Source organism: Cupriavidus sp. YR651 (assembly GCF_900101625.1).
Classification (GTDB): domain Bacteria; phylum Pseudomonadota; class Gammaproteobacteria; order Burkholderiales; family Burkholderiaceae; genus Cupriavidus.
In genome coordinates this window covers 15,992-29,172 of sequence record NZ_FMYZ01000026.1, presented here as the reverse complement: position 1 = coordinate 29,172, position 13,181 = coordinate 15,992, and the positions used below count along the sequence as shown (strand labels likewise).

Sequence of the window (13,181 nt, the reverse complement as noted above, 5' to 3'; positions counted from 1 at the left end):
GAGATCGTCGCGCTGGTCGCCATGTACTCCCTGACGAATTTCTTCAATAACGTGTTCGATCCCGAGAAGGACTTTCCCGCCGTTACGCCGGCTGGCTCGATCTAACCGACTTGTACCCGCTCGCATCGACCCTCTCTGAGAGTCCCGAAAGGTGCCATCGATGCGAGCTAACGCAGAGCCCGGAAGCTCTTGACCAGAGACGCCGGCGCAGGTCAGCCCTCAATAAACGTGCGGCGTGTCGCCGAAAGCCAACAGATACTCAAAGGGGGAAAACGCATGAAAACAGTCGTGATTGACGTTGAACTATGGAGAGCCATCGCATGAACATCCTCCATATTGATTGCAGCCCACGTCCGGAATCGCATAGCCGTCAGCTTTCTGCGGCGATCGTCAGAAAGCTTCTTCGGGTCGTCCCCGACGCGAGCATCAGTCGGCGAGACTTGGCCACCGCCCCGTTGCCGCACGCTGCGCCCGACTACACGACTACCCTGTCGACGCCGGCCACGTTGGCAACCCCGCTGAGGGGTGCGCTTGATCTTTCCGAAGCGCTTATTCGGGAGGTCGAGGCAGCCGATATGATTGTCATCGGTACGCCCATGCACAACCTCACCGTTCCGTCGGTCCTCAAGGCGTGGATCGACCAAGTCCTTCGAGCCGGACGCACCTTCATGTCGACGCCGGCCGGGAAGGTGGGAATGTTGTGTGATCGTCCAGTGTTTATTGGCGTCGCTTCCGGTGGTGTCTTTACTGGCGAGCGAGCCACCCAGCCCGATTTTCTCACGCCGTATCTGTCGACGGTGCTGGGCTCCATTGGGCTGAATACCCTGCAATTCTTCCCGATACAGGCGACCGCATTCCTCGATCAGGACCAAGCCACATTAGCAAGGGAGAAGGCGCTCGCAGCGATCGACCTGACGGTCGTTGCAAGGGCACCTCGTCTGGCGACAGATGAAAGAATTTGAGCCGTTAAGATACTCGTGATCGCCGGCACTGGTCTGATTGGCTCCAAGACCGTTTGGATTCTGCACTGCGGCGGCCAAGAGGTCGTCGCAGCGTCACCCGAAAGCCGCGTCAACACCGTCACCAGAGTCGGGCTAGAAGGAGCCATGGACAGCGCGCCGGTGGTTTCATTGACCTCCACAATGTGCCTTCATTCGACGCGAAGTCGGCATCGAAATTCTTCGAAACCTACGAACACAATCTTCTTGCGACAGAATCCACTGCGAGCAGCACCATATCCTACTAGCCATCGATCAAGTTCTTGAGGACTTATGTCCCAAATCGACTGGCTGAGCCATCTTCTGCAAATCATCGCCGTCACCGGACAGCCGGAGGTCCGCTGCGTTTACGGCGCACCATGGCGTACGGTATGGGTTCAGGCCGCTGCACAGGGGTCCCCTACCACGTAGTGGTCGAGGGGCGCGCCATTATCGACGATTCGGGAACGGGGACAGCCAGAGAACTGGAGTACGTTCAACCGTCACGGCTCCGCAGGATGGATGATTAGCGAAAATAGCGGCGTCGATGAACAGCTAGATCTCCTGTGCGGACGATTTTTCATCGGAGCGCCCCACGATCGGTTGACTCGTGGTTATCTTCCTGCGACTCTAGTGGTACCTGCCATGGACGGCCTTGATGAAGAAGGCATCGTGTCCGCTCCACATCTCCTAGCGAGTCTCGTTGGACTGATGCGCATGGAGACCGTCATCGACGAGCCTGGTGGATCTGCCATGCTCAACGCGCTTAGCGCGGCGCTGTTCACACTGGTATTACGCACGGCGAGCAAATCCGAGCAAGCTCCAATAGGCTTGTTGTCGCTCGCCGCCCATTCACGACTCGCGCCCGCCATTTCACCAATGTTCGCTGATCCGGCGCGCCCCTGGATTCTGCGTGAACTATCCCAGTTTTGCGGCATGTCGCGTGCTACCTTCATGCGCCACTTTCAAGACAAGCTTGACCGCTCAGCCATGGAGCTATTGACGGATATTTGAATGAGCTTGGCCGCCAACGAGCTGACGAAGCCGGCACGGACTGCCGATGCCGTGGCTGAGTCGGTCGGATATCAATCTATATCGGCATTCCGTCGGGTGTTTGCCGATGCGATGGGGATGACGCCGGGGCAATGGCGCCGTCGCGCGCGCAAAGGCCAATAGTGCCTGCAATTTTTCGCGTCGTTCCTCGTGTGAAGTCTGACAAAGCGCTAGAGGCGCGATTGCTGACCAGCACCTTTGAGCACGTGGCTCACGACACACTCGGAGGCACACCGGAAGCATCGTTAGTCACAATTGCGCTCAAACGGAACACGCTGCGAATGTGGCCGTAACCGATCTCACTTCGAGGGATACGGCAACCAAACAACAGCTGAGATCTTTGCGAGGCCGCGTCGCGCCTGAGGTATTGGCACCGTGGAAGCGTCTGCTGCAAGGCTACGCGGCGAGAGAATCTTCTGCTCACCATCAGCAACACTTGTCTCGGCATCGCGGCTACGCCAGGAAGGGACGGTGGCAGTGCACCTCTCAGTCGGACATGCGTCTTCGCTCGCCGCCGCTGCGGTCCAGTGCACAACTGCGAATGCGGGACGCTCGCGTCCGCGAAACGCGCGAAGTCGAGCTCCGGAATTGGCGCGCGATTGGGTCCATCATTCCGTCGTAGCTACACCTTCGCTCTCGTGACTGGCGACTTCCTTGCGTGCCGCGCACGTTGCCAGTTTGCGCAGCGCCACATAGAACACCGGTGTCAGGAACAGCCCGAACAACGTCACGCCCAGCATGCCTGCGAATACGGTAACACCGGTGGCCTGCCGAACTTCACTGCCGGCTCCAGTGCTGACGAGCAGCGGCACGGATCCACCAATGAATGCGACCGACGTCATCACGATGGGGCGCAGCCGCAGGCGGCACGCTTCCAGCGCCGATTCGACAATGCCCTTACCCTGCATTTCCAGTTCGCGCGCAAACTCGACGATCAGGATCGCGTTCTTGCAGGCCAGCCCCATCAACACCACCAGGCCAATCTGCACGAACACATTGTTGTCACCGCCGCCCAGCCAGACTCCCAGCAAGGCCGCGCAAATACAAACCGGCACGATCAAGATCACGGCCAGCGGCAGGCTCCAGCTTTCGTACAGCGCGGCGAGGACCAGGAACACAAGCAAGACTGCGAGCGGGAATATAATCAGTGCGGCATGGCTCTGCGTCACCTGCTGATAGCTCAGGTCCGTCCATTCGAGTTCGATTCCTGGCGGCAACACGTTGGCGGCGATCTCCTTCAGCTTGTCGATGGCCTGCGCCGACGACAGGATCCGAGGATCGGCGTCGCCGATCAGGTCAGCAGCCGGATAGCCGTTGTAGCGCACCACCGGGTCGGGGCCATAGGTCTGCCGGATCGTCGTCATGGCACTGATCGGCGCCATTTCGCCGCTGGCGTTGCGCACACGCAGGTTTCCGATGTCTTCCGCCTTCTGCCGATACTGGGTATCGGCCTGCAGCATCACGCGATAGACGCGCCCAAACAGGTTGAAGTCATTGACATAGACCGAACCGAGGTAGGTCTGCAGCGCGTCGAACAGGTCGGGCAGCGCCACGCCTTGCGCACGTGCCTTGTCTCGATCCACATCGACCTCCAGCTGTGGAATGTTCGCCTGATATGCGCTGACTGGATAGGTCATGCCAGGTGTTTGTGCGACGGCCGCCTGGAATTTGCTCAGTACCTCTTGCAACTTCCCGTAGCCAAGCCCGCCCACGTCCTTCAGGTATAGCGAATAGCCGGAACCGTTGCCCAGTCCCTCGATCGCCGGCGGCATCAGCGCATAGGTGAATCCCTCCTTGATGGTGGCGAACTTCGCGTTCAGTTCCGCAACGATCTCCGTGGCGTGACGTGTGCGCTCATCGAACGGTTTGAGGATGACGTACGACGCCGATACGTTTGGTGTGTTGGTCGCCTGCAGCGCGTTCAGGCCGACATAGGCCGGGATGATGTCCACGCCATCAATGGCCTTGGCGATCTCTCCCATCTGACGCGTCACGGCATCGGTCCGCGCCAGCGACGATCCTTCCGGCAGCTTGGCACCGCTGAACAGATAGAGCTTGTCCTGATTCGGGATAAAGCCAACCGGCACCGCTTGAAAGAGCCAGGTAGTGGCGCCGAGTAATACCGCATAGACTACGAATACCGCTCCGCGACGCCCCAGGATGCGTCCCACACAGCGCTCATAGCTGTCGGAACTGCGGTGGAAGAAGCAGTTGAACGGCCGGAAGATCCAGCCGAGCATTCGCTCGATCACGCGGGCCAGCGCATCCTTGGGCGCGCCATGGCCGCGCAGCAGCTTGGCGGCGAGTGCCGGCGACAGCGTCAACGAGTTGATGGCGGAGATCACCGTCGAGATCGCGATGGTGACGGCGAACTGCTTGTAGAACTGACCCGTCACTCCATTGAGGAACGCCATAGGCACGAAGACCGCGCACAGCACCAGCGCAATGGCGATGATCGGTCCCGACACCTCACGCATGGCCTGATGCGCGGCCTCGCGCGGATGCATGCCCATTTTGATATAGCGCTCCACGTTCTCTACCACCACGATCGCATCGTCGACCACGATACCGATCGCGAGCACGAGACCGAACAACGTCAGCGTGTTGATCGAATAGCCGAGCAGGTAGAGGAAGGCGAACGTGCCCACCACCGACACCGGCACTGCCAGCAGCGGAATGATGGAGGCGCGCCATGTCTGCAGGAACAGGATCACCACGAGCACGACCAGAATTACCGCCTCGATCAGCGTATGCTGAACCGCCTTGATCGAGTCGCGCACGAATACGGTCGGATCCCACACCGCCCGATACTTGATGCCCGGCGGAAAACTCTTTGCCAGGTGATCGAGCTTGCTGTACACGGCGTCAGCCACCCCGAGGGCATTGGCGCCAGGCGACAGAAAGATGCCGACACTGGCGGCATTCTCGTTGTCGTTCAGCACACGCATGCTGTAGTCGCCCGAGGCCAACTCGATGCGGGCGACATCGGACAAGCGCACCAACTGGCCATTGGTACCATTCTTGACGACGATGCTGCCGAACTCGGCTTCCGTGCGAAGCCGCCCCCGCACGTTGATCGAAATCAGGTAGCCAGTGGTCTGTGGCGAGGGTTCGGCGCCAAGCTGACCTGCCGACACTTGCACGTTCTGGCCCCGCACGGCGTCGATCGCATCCTTGGCAGTCAGGCCGCGCGACGCCAGCTTATTGGGATCGAGCCAGATGCGCATGGCGTAGTCCCCCGAGCCATACAGCGCGATGTCGCCAATGCCCTGCATTCGCGACAGCTCCTCCTTGACGTGCAGCACCAAGTAGTTGCGCAGATACAGAGAATCGTATTGGTTATCGGGCGAAATCAACGACATGTACATCAACGGCGTCGGTGATTGCTTCTGCGTGGTCACGCCGAACTGGCGTACCTGATCCGGCAAGCGGCTCAATGCCTGGCTCACACGGTTCTGGACTCGCACGGCCGCGGTGTCGGGATCGATACCCGGCGGGAATGTGATCACGACCCGCAGGTTGCCGTTCGACGCCGACACGGACTTCATATACATGATGCCTTCCACGCCGTTGATCGCCTCTTCCAGCGGCGCGGCTACCGACTCGGCGATCTCTTTCGGATTGGCACCCGGATAGGTGGCCTGCACCACGACCGTAGGCGGGACGACTTCCGGGTATTCTCCGGACGCCAGCAGCGGTATCGTGATCGCGCCCGCCCCAAAGATGATGATTGAAAGCACGATCGCGAAGATCGGCCGATCGATGAAGAATTTTGAGAAATCCATCGTCAGCCCCATCAGTTCTTGCTCGTGGACGCCCGAGCGGTCGTGCCCGCGGCCATGGTCACCATGTTCGCGGCAACCGGCGTGCCGGAGAAAAACACCCGTTGCAGGCCGGAGACGATGACCTTGTCGTTTTGGCTCAGGCCGGACTCGACGACCCGCAGCCCGTCGACCACACGGCCGACCACGATGTCCTTGCGTACCGCCTTGTCGCCGCTGTCCAGGATGTACACGTACTTGCGGTCCTGATCGGTCAGCACCGCGCGCTCATCGACGAGGTTCACCGTGGCAGCGCCGCGCGGAGCGAACCGGACGCGCGCATACAGCCCCGGCGTCAGGGTATGGCCCGGATTGCGTATGATCGCACGGGCGCGGATGGTGCCGGTGGCGGGATCGAGCTGGTTGTCGATAAAGCGGACGATACCCTCATGCGGGAAGCCCTGCTCGTCGGCGAGCGCGATGTGCACCTTCAGGTCGGCCTCCTTGCCGCCACCTTGGGCCGCATTGGCCTGATACCCGAGGTAACTGTGCTCGTCTGGGTCGAAGTAGACGTACACGGGATCCTGCGACACCACCGACGTCAGGATCGACTGGTCGGCGACGGCCAGATTGCCGGCTGTCAGCATCGCCCGACTCGCGCGGCCGTCGATCGGCGAACGGACAGTAGCGTATTCGAGATTGAGACGCGCGGTGGTGACCGCGGCTTCGGCCGCTCGCACATCGGCATCGCTCTGCACACGCGCAGCGTGGCGCGACTCGCCCTCTTCGATCGACATGGCGCGGTCGGCGATCAGCGACTGGGCACGCATGTCCTGCAAATGTGCCTTCTGAGCGGCGGCACGCGCACGCTCTAGCTCGGCGGTGGCAGCATCCAGCGCCGCACGGAACGGGCGCCGGTCGAGTTCGAATAGCACATCGCCCTTGCGTACCGCGCCGCCTTCCTTGAACGCCACGTTATCGATGTGGCCGGTGACGCGTGGACGGACCTCCACGGTCTCCACGGCGCTGACCCGCCCGTTGAATTCGTCCCACTGCACCACTTCCTTCGACAGGACCATGGCGACATCGACGGAGGGGCGCGGGGCGTCGGCCAGCGACTTGCCCTGATCGCCGCAGGCGGCTACGAGCAATGCCAGCGCGAGCCACGCCGGCCCTGCGTATCGCAAGCTGGATCGCGACTTCGACGGCAGCTTCGGGGCGCGTGCGCCGGCAGTTGTATTGTTCACGAGTCTTCCCTTGCGACGGATATAATCGGGAATCCCCTCCCGATGCAACGACAATGGCATGCCCGCCGCCACACTGAATGAGGCGGGAGTCCCGTGAATGAACCGGAAGTGAGGGCGTCTAGCGACCGCGGCGGATCTGCACCAGCAGGCTGTCGAACGCGGGCCGGAAGCCGATGCCGAACCGGCGTCCAAGCTCGATGAGGCGAGGCGTATGCGCTTGCCTGACCACCATCACATGCAGGTCGGCCGTCAGGCATTCGGGATACTCGAGCAGTTCATACCCGCGGCGGTGGCATTCCGTCTCCGCCCAGGACAGGTACTCGTGCTGATAACTCACCCATGCCGGGACCGGCGGAAAGAGGCGTTCGAACCGGGCACAGAGCTGCTGATGCACGTCCTGCCAGCGGCCGAACGTTGCGATACGGTCATCGCGCATCAGCGCATAGAAGATACCGTACATCAGTCGCAGCATCGGTACGCCGCCCTCGCAGCGGATCCCGGCCAGCCAGTCCTGCTCCTCGTTGGCGTTCTCGTACGTCTTTAGCACCTGCGCCGCCATCGCACCCAGCTGATCTTCCGGCAGTGTTTCGCCCGTCAACAGGTCCAACAGTTCCTTGACGTCGTCGTTCATCGCATTCACAACCCTTCCTTGAATTCGTAGTTCGAGTAGACACGGGCTCTCGACGCAGTCCTGCAAACAGTAAGAATCTGCGTGCAGTAGTCGCACGCGGCGCTGGTGGGCGTGCATTGCCAGATCCTGCAGCGTGTGCTTTCCGAACTCCGCATAAATCAGCGCTTCCGCTTGTTGCGTAACCGCATGGATCGGGCGTCGCCCCTCGCGTTCGCCCCGGCGGCCCCAGTCGCTGCCAACGAATAACGGACAACACCTCCGGGTATCCTTGCAATCGAACAACAGCTTGCCACCGTCGATGACCATCACTACGTCGTACGCGGAAATCCGATCGGGCAGATGCACCGGCCGGAAGCCACTGCGTACGCCCTTCGTCGGCAACACGAGGTTCGCCTTGGCGAGCTTCGTAAGTTACGCAACGGGCTCCGCTTGCAATGGCCTCATATCTCGCACTCCATATCCCATCTCTGCCGGGTTCGCGTGAGCAAGATAAAGCATGCAACGCATGCCCGTATTCCACGCCGGTACTGGAAAATGACGACATGTCTAAGGCAGTCCGACGCCGATTGCCTGCCTATCAAAGGACACCGGCATACTCGCCACGCGCCGGATAATTCTTGGTGATGGCGAAGTCAATCGATTGAAGTAACTCTGAGAACAGCGGACGCGCAAACGGCATTGTTTGAACGGAACCGTAATACAAGGTACCGTCCGATCGTACGAGGAACACACCTGGCTCCGAGAAAAGCGCCGGCTCTTCGACGTTAATCGAGGATCTTCCGCGCGACGATGAGATATAGAGTCCCCACTGGCGCGCAACCGTGAGCGGCAGAGAATGGCCGAGTCGCAACTTGTTGGCGTTGACCTTGCGTGCCATCTCCTGGGCCCTCTCAGGACTGTCGGAACTGATGGCAATGACGTTCGTGCCGCGACGTCCGTACTCAGGAACCAACGATTCAAGGTCACGCAGATATTTCATGCAGATTGGGCAATGAAGCCCGCGGTAGAAGGATATCAACGTGAAACGCTCGGGTGCGTCATGGGCAAGATCAAACTCGCCATGAGCAAGAGTCGGAACACGCAGTTCGGGAACCAATTGCCGAGGTAGGATCATTTTTTTCGCTGTCAAAGGAAGTGGTGGAGCCAATCTTTCTAGGTCGCTTGCGAGCCATCCGCTCTCGCCGATGTCGGCGTCAAGGCAGTGGCCACGGCGAGGCCGACTTCGTAGCTGGACGTGAAAGACGCGACACCCACCGCAAGCGCCACGCCAGCAAGCTGCGCAATCCGGCTCGCCGTATTGCAAGCTCGATCGCCAGTGCCTTTACTGCAGCAATAACCCATCCACCTAGGACGGGACCGCCTGCAGTAGTCTGTGCCGATGCCGCCGCTCACAAGCCGATCGCCTGGCTTCGCTCGTTGCGCGGATGGGTCGCACCGATCAGCCAGAGCGGCGAAAGCACCAGCGCACAAACCGCCGACGCCAGACCAAACAGGATGCAGCCCAGCGTAAGCATGCTCGCCTTGCCATACACATCCGAGAGAACGCCACCGATCAATGTCAGTGAGGCCAGCGCCAACACATAGCCGTTGAGAATCCATTGGACAGAGGCGAGGTCCGCTCGGAAATCGGCCCGCAATCTCCGCAAGATGACAGTCAGTGCCGCCCCGTCTATGAACGCACGCCATTGAGGACGCATGTACGCAGGCAACGATCACCATGCGCCGGCAGCGCCGTGGCGCTTCTTGCCCGAGTTCTTGCGGGCACCGTTTCGCATCCATAGTGTTGCGACTGCAAGGTTCCACAATCGGCTGCGCCATTGTTGCTCCCGACAAACGAAAACGCTAGACGATACCGGTCCAATTGAACCGGTGTGTGCCGGTCATCAAATTTGCCGGCGTCGCTCAGTTCGTCTCCAACGATTTGAGGTATTGGACCTCGAGCACTCGCTTCTGGACGAACAATCGCTCGTCGAAGGCAGCCCGGTTCTTGCAATTGAGTGCTATCAACTGCGCAGTGGCCTCGTCACCTCAGATCACCCCACACGTTCTGGTTTCCTTACCTTCCGCAAGCAGTCGACAACTGCAGAGGCCGCTGATTCCGGAATCCAGAGTTGCGGTCTTGCAGGGGTGCGGAAGCGCATTCCACGACCGTTGCGTATGTTGGACCCTGGAATGGACCACGCCAATAGCAGGCACAGCTAGCAAATAATCCAAAATCACATGCACAGATAAGGAGGATACGAACATGCAGTTAATTATGGCGGCAACTCGAATAGCGTGTGGCCGACGATTGAATATTTGGACGAATCAGAACGAATTCGAGACCGCAGAGCACGCGAGCACAGCTAGGATGAACGCTCGACTATCCGTGGAAGAGAAGGAGATAAGGTATGCGTACTTCCGTACTGATTGCCACCGTGGTTTCCAGCGCGTTTGTCATGACTGCCGCGTTCGCCAAGCCATCATCCGATGACAGCAGCGCACAGACGCGAAAGCGCTATCTCCCCGAATATACGGCATCGGGCGATCTGATCCTGCCGAAGAATTTCCATGAGTGGGTGTACGTCGGCTCACCGCTCACCCCCAACGCGCTCAACGGCGGCAAGGCCAATTTTCCCGAATTTCACAACGTCTACATCGAACCGGGCTCATACGCGATTTACAAGAAGACGGGCGAGTTCCCCGAAGGAACGATCTTCTTCAAGGAACTGCAGTTGGTACTCCCGGCGCAGAACCCGGATGGATCGCGCACCGAGGCATCCGGGCGCGGCTACTTTCCCGGAAAGTGGAATGGCGCCGACGTGACGGTCAAAGATTCCAAGCGCTATGCCGCCACCGGAGGATGGGGCTACTTCAATTTCAATCACCACGAGCCGAAGGCAGCGACTGCCAAGGTGAAGCCCAATGAGGAATGCGCGTTCTGCCACAGGGCGAGCGCTAAGAAAGACGACGTCTGGACCCAGTTCTATCCGTTGATCGACAACTGAAATCGTCAACGAAAACTACCGGTTCACCAACACGAGGAAACAGTGCCATGAAAATCATCAGTACCCTGGGTGTCGAGCCGGAAGGGCTCGACACAGAGAGCAAGACGATGAGGGCAATCGTGGTAACGGATGAGGCCGCGGAAACGGCCGGAATGATGCTGGTGGACCGGGCCGAGCGGGAGGCACCGATAAATGACGTCGCGTGCAAGCTCACCGCAGTTCCTCGCGACGTCGACTTCGTGTCAATAGGAGGAGTGAATTCAGCTATCGACGGCCGCACGATTGGGTGGAGGTACCGTGGATAGCGCCATTCTAAGTCTATTGGGCGCATTCCTGCTCTCGCTCATCGGCCTGTTCGTCTTTATCTGGTCCTTGCGCAAAGGACTACTGCTGGAGAACTCCGCTGCGGCCTCGATCATATTTGCGCCCGGCGAGCTAGGCAAGCTCGACGATCCCGCGCTGGACCTCCGTGCGCGCCGGGCCACGGAGAAAAATGCGTTGGCGCAAGCGCCTGAATTCCGGGAGGCAGAGGTCGACGCCCATATCGAAGCCGATAGATCCAGCGCCTTGCCGGTCTTTCTGTTCATCGCCTTCGCCTGTGTGTGGTTGCTAGTGGGGTCGTTGGCCGGATTAATCTCGTCTATCAAACTGCACGCCCCTGACTGGTTGACCCAGCAAGCCTGGCTTACGTTCGGTCGTTTGCGCACGGTGCATTTAAACGCCGTTATATATGGCTGGTCGACCAATGCGGCGCTGGGTGTCGTCTTGTGGGTGCTGCCGCGTCTGCTGCGCGTTCGGCTGTATGGGGCGGTGTGGGCCATGCTAGGAGGTACCTTCCTAAATGCAGGTGTGGCCGCCGGCGTCGGAGCGATCGCTTTAGGCTGGTCCGACGGCATGGAATTCTTGGAGATCCCCTGGCAGATCGATATCTTCATCTTTGCCGGGCTCGCCCTGGTGATCCTGGCCGCCCTATTCACACTGGTCAATCGGCGGGTCGAGCATCTGTATGTCAGCACCTGGTACATGGTCGCCGCCCTGTTGTGGATTGCCGTGCTGTTCGGAGTGGCCAACCTGCCCGGCGTGCATACAGGCGTGCAGCAAGCGACCACCAATTGGTGGTACGGCCATAACGCGCTTGGTTTGTGGTTCACCCCAGTCAGCGTCGGCGCAATCTATTACTTCCTGCCGAAAATCATCGGCCGTCCCGTGGTGTCGTACAACCTTTCGCTGCTGGGCTTCTGGACCCTCGCCTTCTTTTACGGGCAGGTCGGCGGGCACCATCTCATTGGCGGCCCGATACCGGGTTGGTTGACCACACTGTCCATCGTGCAAAGCATCATGATGATCATCCCGGTCATCGCCTTCGCCATCAACATGAAGCGAACGCTGAAAGGGAAGATGCATCTTGCGATCTATTCGCCTACGTTGCGTTTCATGATGTTCGGCGGCCTGATGTACTTGGCTTCCTCGCTGGAAGGTTCGTTTGAGGCGCTGCGCGGCGTCAACGCCGTAACCCACTTCACGCACTTTACCGTGGCGCATGCTCACCTCGGCATGTATGCGTTCGTCTCCATGGTCATGTTCGGCGCCATCTACTTTATGATGCCGCGCGTGCTGGAATGGGAATGGCCTTACCCCTGGCTGATCCAAGCGCACTTCTGGCTGGTCGGACTGGGCATTCTTATCTACGTCGTTGGACTTTCCATCGGCGGCTGGCTGCAAGGCATGGCTATGCTTGACGCCGCCCGCAATTTCGACGATTCGATCGTGGTCACCATCCCCTGGCTGAAATCGCGCAGCGTCGGTGGAACCCTAATTACCTTAGGCCACCTGATATTCGTCGGTCATTTCTTCGCCATGGCCCTGCGTCTCGGAGCCCGGCGCAGTGGTGCCGCACTCTTCTGGCAACCGCGGAAGGCGACCCATGGAAAATGAAGTCAAGCTGGCCGCCGGCGCTATGGTCGCGCTTGCCGTCGCCACAGGAGCGCTTGTAGTCATGCCATACATCCAGGTCAGTGACATCCGGCCGCCCCCGGCGCTCAAGCCCTATTCCGACCAGCAATTGCGCGGCCGCGGAATCTACGTCTCCAATGGCTGCGTTTATTGCCATAGCCAGCAGCCTCGCGACCGCAGCTTGGGTCCCGACCATGCACGCGGCTGGGGTCGCCCGTCCGTTCCGGCCGACTATGTATACGACCGGCCTCACCTGTTAGGCACCATGCGCACTGGCCCGGACTTGTTCAATATCGGCGCGCGCCAGCCCAGCAAAGACTGGCATCTCGGGCACCTCTACCAGCCACGGGCGTATGCGCGGGAATCCATCATGCCCGCATATCCATTTCTGTTCCGGACAAAAGACGCGCCCGAGACCGGTGACTTCGTGGTGAACCTACCGGCATCCCATGTGCCGCCGGGCAAGATCGTGGTGGCCACGCAAGAAGCGCTGGACCTTGTAGCCTATTTACAAGGGCTGGATCACACATATCCCGTGCTACCGGCACCGGACACGCCGTGAGATGGATAAG

The 13,181-nt window shown here is 59.9% G+C and carries 9 protein-coding genes and 3 pseudogenes; 7 read left to right on the top strand and 5 right to left on the bottom strand.

Translation table 11 applies throughout. The features are described from left to right. From BLR29_RS30830 to BLR29_RS33275, 3 genes and pseudogenes are all read left to right on the top strand, one after another. Window positions 1–105: pseudogene (locus BLR29_RS30830) on the top strand (carboxymuconolactone decarboxylase family protein); the annotation flags it as partial. A 215-nt stretch (window positions 106–320) separates the two neighbouring features. Beyond that, window positions 321–962 carry an FMN-dependent NADH-azoreductase gene (locus tag BLR29_RS30825; RefSeq protein WP_092143650.1) on the top strand — a complete coding sequence of 214 codons (642 nt, stop codon included), beginning with the start codon at window positions 321–323 and terminating at the stop codon, window positions 960–962. A gap of 309 nt (window positions 963–1,271) precedes the next feature. Then, a pseudogene (locus BLR29_RS33275) lies at window positions 1,272–2,153 on the top strand (AraC family transcriptional regulator). 485 nt (window positions 2,154–2,638) lie between these two features. Here the strand turns inward: BLR29_RS33275 and BLR29_RS30815 are convergent. The 5 genes and pseudogenes from BLR29_RS30815 to BLR29_RS30795 form a co-directional block, all read right to left on the bottom strand. Then, window positions 2,639–5,815: an efflux RND transporter permease subunit gene (locus tag BLR29_RS30815; RefSeq protein ID WP_092143661.1), complete on the bottom strand. Its 3,177-nt coding sequence runs from the start codon at window positions 5,813–5,815 to the stop codon at window positions 2,639–2,641. An 11-nt stretch (window positions 5,816–5,826) separates the two neighbouring features. Then, the gene (locus BLR29_RS30810; RefSeq protein ID WP_369804742.1) at window positions 5,827–7,002 is read right to left on the bottom strand and encodes an efflux RND transporter periplasmic adaptor subunit; all 1,176 of its coding nucleotides are present in this window, start codon (window positions 7,000–7,002) and stop codon (window positions 5,827–5,829) included. A gap of 154 nt (window positions 7,003–7,156) precedes the next feature. Further along, window positions 7,157–8,068 (bottom strand): annotated as a pseudogene (locus tag BLR29_RS32250) (hypothetical protein); the annotation flags it as partial. A 178-nt stretch (window positions 8,069–8,246) separates the two neighbouring features. Continuing rightward, entirely contained in the window at window positions 8,247–8,783 is a 537-nt protein-coding gene (locus tag BLR29_RS30800) for a peroxiredoxin-like family protein (protein WP_092143646.1), read from the bottom strand. 274 nt (window positions 8,784–9,057) lie between these two features. Next, the gene (locus BLR29_RS30795) at window positions 9,058–9,366 is read right to left on the bottom strand and encodes an MFS transporter (RefSeq protein ID WP_176861110.1); all 309 of its coding nucleotides are present in this window, start codon (window positions 9,364–9,366) and stop codon (window positions 9,058–9,060) included. A 741-nt stretch (window positions 9,367–10,107) separates the two neighbouring features. On the opposite strand from BLR29_RS30795, the gene BLR29_RS30790 reads away from it, so the two are divergent. The 4 genes from BLR29_RS30790 to BLR29_RS30775 are packed head-to-tail and all read left to right on the top strand — an operon-like array spanning window position 10,108 to window position 13,171. Then, the gene (locus BLR29_RS30790; RefSeq protein WP_255371530.1) at window positions 10,108–10,656 is read left to right on the top strand and encodes a cytochrome P460 family protein; all 549 of its coding nucleotides are present in this window, start codon (window positions 10,108–10,110) and stop codon (window positions 10,654–10,656) included. 47 nt (window positions 10,657–10,703) lie between these two features. Beyond that, window positions 10,704–10,961 carry a hypothetical protein gene (locus BLR29_RS30785; RefSeq protein ID WP_092143640.1) on the top strand — a complete coding sequence of 86 codons (258 nt, stop codon included), beginning with the start codon at window positions 10,704–10,706 and terminating at the stop codon, window positions 10,959–10,961. Then, on the top strand, window positions 10,954–12,591 hold the full coding sequence (locus BLR29_RS30780) for a cbb3-type cytochrome c oxidase subunit I (RefSeq protein ID WP_092143637.1): 1,638 nt from the start codon (window positions 10,954–10,956) through the stop codon (window positions 12,589–12,591). The genes BLR29_RS30785 and BLR29_RS30780 overlap by 8 nt, the downstream gene beginning before the upstream one ends. Next, window positions 12,581–13,171 carry a cbb3-type cytochrome c oxidase subunit II gene (locus BLR29_RS30775; RefSeq protein ID WP_092143634.1) on the top strand — a complete coding sequence of 197 codons (591 nt, stop codon included), beginning with the start codon at window positions 12,581–12,583 and terminating at the stop codon, window positions 13,169–13,171. The genes BLR29_RS30780 and BLR29_RS30775 overlap by 11 nt, the downstream gene beginning before the upstream one ends. Window positions 13,172–13,181: the final 10 nt, after the last annotated feature.